Raw genomic sequence first — 3,729 nt, forward strand, 5'->3', positions numbered from 1 at the left:
GGCAGTATCGGCAGGCGATGGGCAGATAATGCAGAATTGGTGTTGACTGACCTGCCGCCTTCGCGAGCAAGCCCGCTCCCACATTTGGAATGCGTTCCCCCCCTGTGGGAGCGGGCTTGCTCGCGATGGGGCCGTTGGGCCCATCACAAAAACTACCCGCCAACGCGCGCCAAAAACATCCGCGTTACCCGCCTCTCTTCAACCGACAGGACGGTCATGCGCCAGCCTTCCCACTCATGGCTGTCGCCTTTCATCGGCAGACGATCCAGCAAGCTCACCACCAAACCGGCCAGGGTTTGATAGTCGTCGGTCGGTTCTGCAGCAAACCCGGTACGCTGGCGCACCCGCGCCAGGTTCAACGCACCACTGACCACAAAGCCGCCCTTCTCCTCCGTCACGTCCGGGCCTTCGATTTCGCTCGCGTCGGGCAATTCACCGGCAATCGATTCGAGGATGTCGGTCATGGTCAGGACGCCGACGAAATCACCGAATTCGTTGACCACAAAGGCGATGTGCGTCGAGGCCTTGCGCATCTGCTCCAGAGCATTGAGGATCGAATAGCTGTCCAGCAGGTTAATCGTCTGGCGCGCCAGATGCGCCAGATCGGGTTCGTTACCGGCCAGGTATTCCTTCAACAGTTCCTTCTTGTGCACGAAGCCCAGCGGCTCATCCACCGCGCCGTCGCGAATCAGCGGCAGACGCGAGTAGGACGAATGCATCAGCCGCGTACGAATCGCCTCGGCATCATCAGCCAGATCAATGTGATCGATGTCGGCGCGCACGGTCATCAAGCTGCGGATCGGCCGTTCGGCCAATTGCAATACGCCGCTGATCATCACCCGCTCACGCCGGTCGAACAGCTCTTCACTCGGCGCCTCGCCGTTGTCGAGCATGTCGGCAATCTCCTCGCCGACTTCTTCCGCCGCCAACTTGCGCCCGCCGAGCAAGCGCATTACCGCATGGGCGGTGCGTTCACGCATCGGCCGCAGGCCCTGCATCGAGCGCTTGCGCCGCGCCCGTGCGATCTGGTTGAACACCTCGATCAGGATCGAAAAACCGATGGCCGCATACAGATAGCCCTTGGGAATGTGGAAGCCCAGGCCTTCGGCGGTCAGCGCAAAACCGATCATCATCAAGAACCCCAGGCACAGCATGATCACCGTCGGGTGCGCGTTGACAAAGCGAGTCAACGGTTTGCTGGCGACGATCATCAGGCCGATGGAAATGATCACCGCGATCATCATCACTGCCAGTTCCTCAACCATACCCACGGCCGTAATCACTGCGTCGAGGGAGAACACCGCATCGAGCACCACGATCTGCGCCACGATCGGCCAAAACAACGCATAAGCGCTATTGGAAGAACGCTGACCGACATGGCCTTCGAGCCTTTCGTGCAATTCCATGGTGGCCTTGAACAACAGGAACACTCCACCGAACAGCATGATCAGGTCTCGGCCGGAGAAGCTCTTGTCGAACACCTCGAACACAGGCTGAGTCAGGGTTACCAGCCAGGAAATACTCGCCAGCAAGCCCAGGCGCATCAGCAACGCCAGGGACAAACCGATGATGCGTGCACGATCGCGCTGCTCCGGCGGCAACTTGTCCGCAAGAATCGCGATAAACACCAGGTTGTCGATACCCAGCACCAGCTCCAGCACAATCAGCGTCAACAAGCCCAGCCACGCGGTGGGGTCAGCTAACCATTCCATAAAAACGTCTCGATCTCTTCAGTGAACTCAGAATGCCGGGCACGGCACGGCGCGGCGCAGAGGCCGTGGAACTGCAATGTCAGAGGTATTCAGAAGGCGAAAGACCGGATGTTTCGCGTGCATCAAGACCGCGCGGTGGCGCGAGGAGAAAGGGTAACTGGGAGGCTCCGAAAGGGTGTTCATGCAGGTCCTGAAAGGAAAAAGGACTTGGAGCGTACAGGCGAAAGCGACATTTCCTACAGTTTGAAATCATTACAAAATCTGTAGGGCCTCTGGTTCTTCGCCCACCCATTGCCCTCTACCACCCATTCGATTCTGACCAATCCTGTTGTCAAAACTTCGAAAATCGCCTGAGTCTACTGTCAACTCTGACAGTAGACGCCCTGGAGAATATGAGTAAATACTCGAGCCTCAATGGATTCATAAACATCGCTACTTCAGGGAAATGCATATGAACACGCCAAGGACATTAATATTCAGCGTGGTAGTAGGCCTCTGTTTAACGGGGTGCAACATCAGACAGGAAAATGTTGCTTCTTCGGTCGAAGACTGTCGAAGGCTTGTCACAATGGGGCTCATTGGTCTAAACGGTCCAGAAGTTTGCGTCACAACGCCCCTTTCAAAAAGTGATACATCTATTTCAGGGACCATCGTTGGCGTCTCTACACCGGGCCCTTTTATGGTGACAGCACTAACCAGTGATGGCGACATTTTGAAGCAGGTAACCACGCAATCCAATGGTGACTTCGCGATGGTCCAGTTGAACCTGCAGAACTTGCCAAGCAAAAATATTTCATTCTCGGTTTTTGTTAACAGCTTAAGCTCACCGCCTACCAAACTGGTCGTCGGACAAGAGCCAGCGACCGCATGCGGCGTCGGCACGCCGGGTTTTCCTTCCTGTGGCACTCATCCGAGCGCCGTTTTTTTCCCGATATTCGACAAAATAGTCGCTATTTTCAGAATTCCCTCAAGCGGCTTTAATGGTGCAACTCGTATGCCTCAATTTCAGACCCTATCGAGGCGACCTTGGAATGACAATGCAGCCTTGGTTCTTCTAGAAAACCTTTCCCCCGCGAGGCCTGGGGAAGAACAGACCATTTATGGGTCTAACTGGGAAGAACTTTCGTTCGCCTATACAGTGTCCCAAACGGTGTTGGGAAACGAAAAAACAAGTGCCAAAAAGCAGGCATCGGTAGCGCCGTGATACCAGGCATTGATATTTACCGTTGATGAGTCGAACTTGAGTCATTTTTCGTTACCTGACGGATCAAACCCTGCGCCTCGTAAAAGCGGATGCGCGATGCGGTTAACCCGCTCTGCTGCGCCAATTCACCAATCTTCATTGCGGCCTCGTTTGCCTGCTTGACATTAAAGTTAACTTTAAACTTAGCCTCTGCTCTTCACTGATGAGGAGTCAAGCATGTTGCCCTTCCAAACGCTGAATCTGCCCAACGGCCAGACCATCGGCAATCGCATCGCCAAGAGAACCTTGCCGACAGCGATCAGGCGCCCGGTCACGCGTTGTTTCGCTTGTATCAGTCCTGGGCCGAGGGCGAAGCCGGGTTGCTATTGACCGGCAACGTGATGATCGACCGCCGCGCCATGACCGGCCCAGCCGGCGTGGTGCTGGAAGATGAACGACACCTACAGCGCTTTCGCCAATGGGCCAGTATCGGTCGGGCCGGTGGCGCGCAATTTTGGATGCAGCTCAATCATCCCGGGCGCCAGACCATGGCCAACCTCGGCCAGCAAGCCTTGGCGCCGTCCGCGGTCGCGCTTGACCTGGGGCAGTTTTCAAAGATGTTTGCCGAACCCAAACCGATGGACGAAGCCGATATCGAAGAGGTGATCCAGCGCTTCGCCACCAGCGCGGTACTGGCGGAAAAATCCGGGTTCACGGGCGTGCAGATTCATGCCGCCCACGGCTACCTGATCAGCCAGTTCTTTTCGCCATTGACCAATCGGCGCACCGATCAATGGGGCGGTTCGCTGGAGAATCGTGCGCGCCTGCTGTTGT

General features: G+C 56.2%; 2 protein-coding genes and 2 pseudogenes. 2 read left to right on the forward strand and 2 right to left on the reverse strand.

What is annotated here, in order from left to right:
• Positions 1 to 152: 152 nt before the first annotated feature.
• Positions 153 to 1,712 carry a TerC family protein gene (locus PMI28_RS02395; RefSeq protein WP_007992038.1) on the reverse strand — a complete coding sequence of 520 codons (1,560 nt, stop codon included), beginning with the start codon at positions 1,710 to 1,712 and terminating at the stop codon, positions 153 to 155.
• A 451-nt stretch (positions 1,713 to 2,163) separates the two neighbouring features.
• Between PMI28_RS02395 and PMI28_RS30125 the strand changes: the two genes are divergently transcribed.
• Entirely contained in the window at positions 2,164 to 2,916 is a 753-nt protein-coding gene (locus PMI28_RS30125) for a hypothetical protein (RefSeq protein ID WP_007992041.1), read from the forward strand.
• A gap of 46 nt (positions 2,917 to 2,962) precedes the next feature.
• Here PMI28_RS30125 and PMI28_RS30130 read toward each other — a convergent pair.
• A pseudogene (locus tag PMI28_RS30130) lies at positions 2,963 to 3,055 on the reverse strand (MerR family DNA-binding transcriptional regulator); the annotation flags it as partial.
• Between the two features lie 77 nt (positions 3,056 to 3,132).
• Here PMI28_RS30130 and PMI28_RS02390 point away from each other — a divergent pair.
• Positions 3,133 to 3,729, forward strand: a pseudogene (locus tag PMI28_RS02390) (oxidoreductase); the annotation flags it as partial.

The sequence above is a fragment of the Pseudomonas sp. GM48 genome, from assembly GCF_000282335.1.
Classification (GTDB): domain Bacteria; phylum Pseudomonadota; class Gammaproteobacteria; order Pseudomonadales; family Pseudomonadaceae; genus Aquipseudomonas.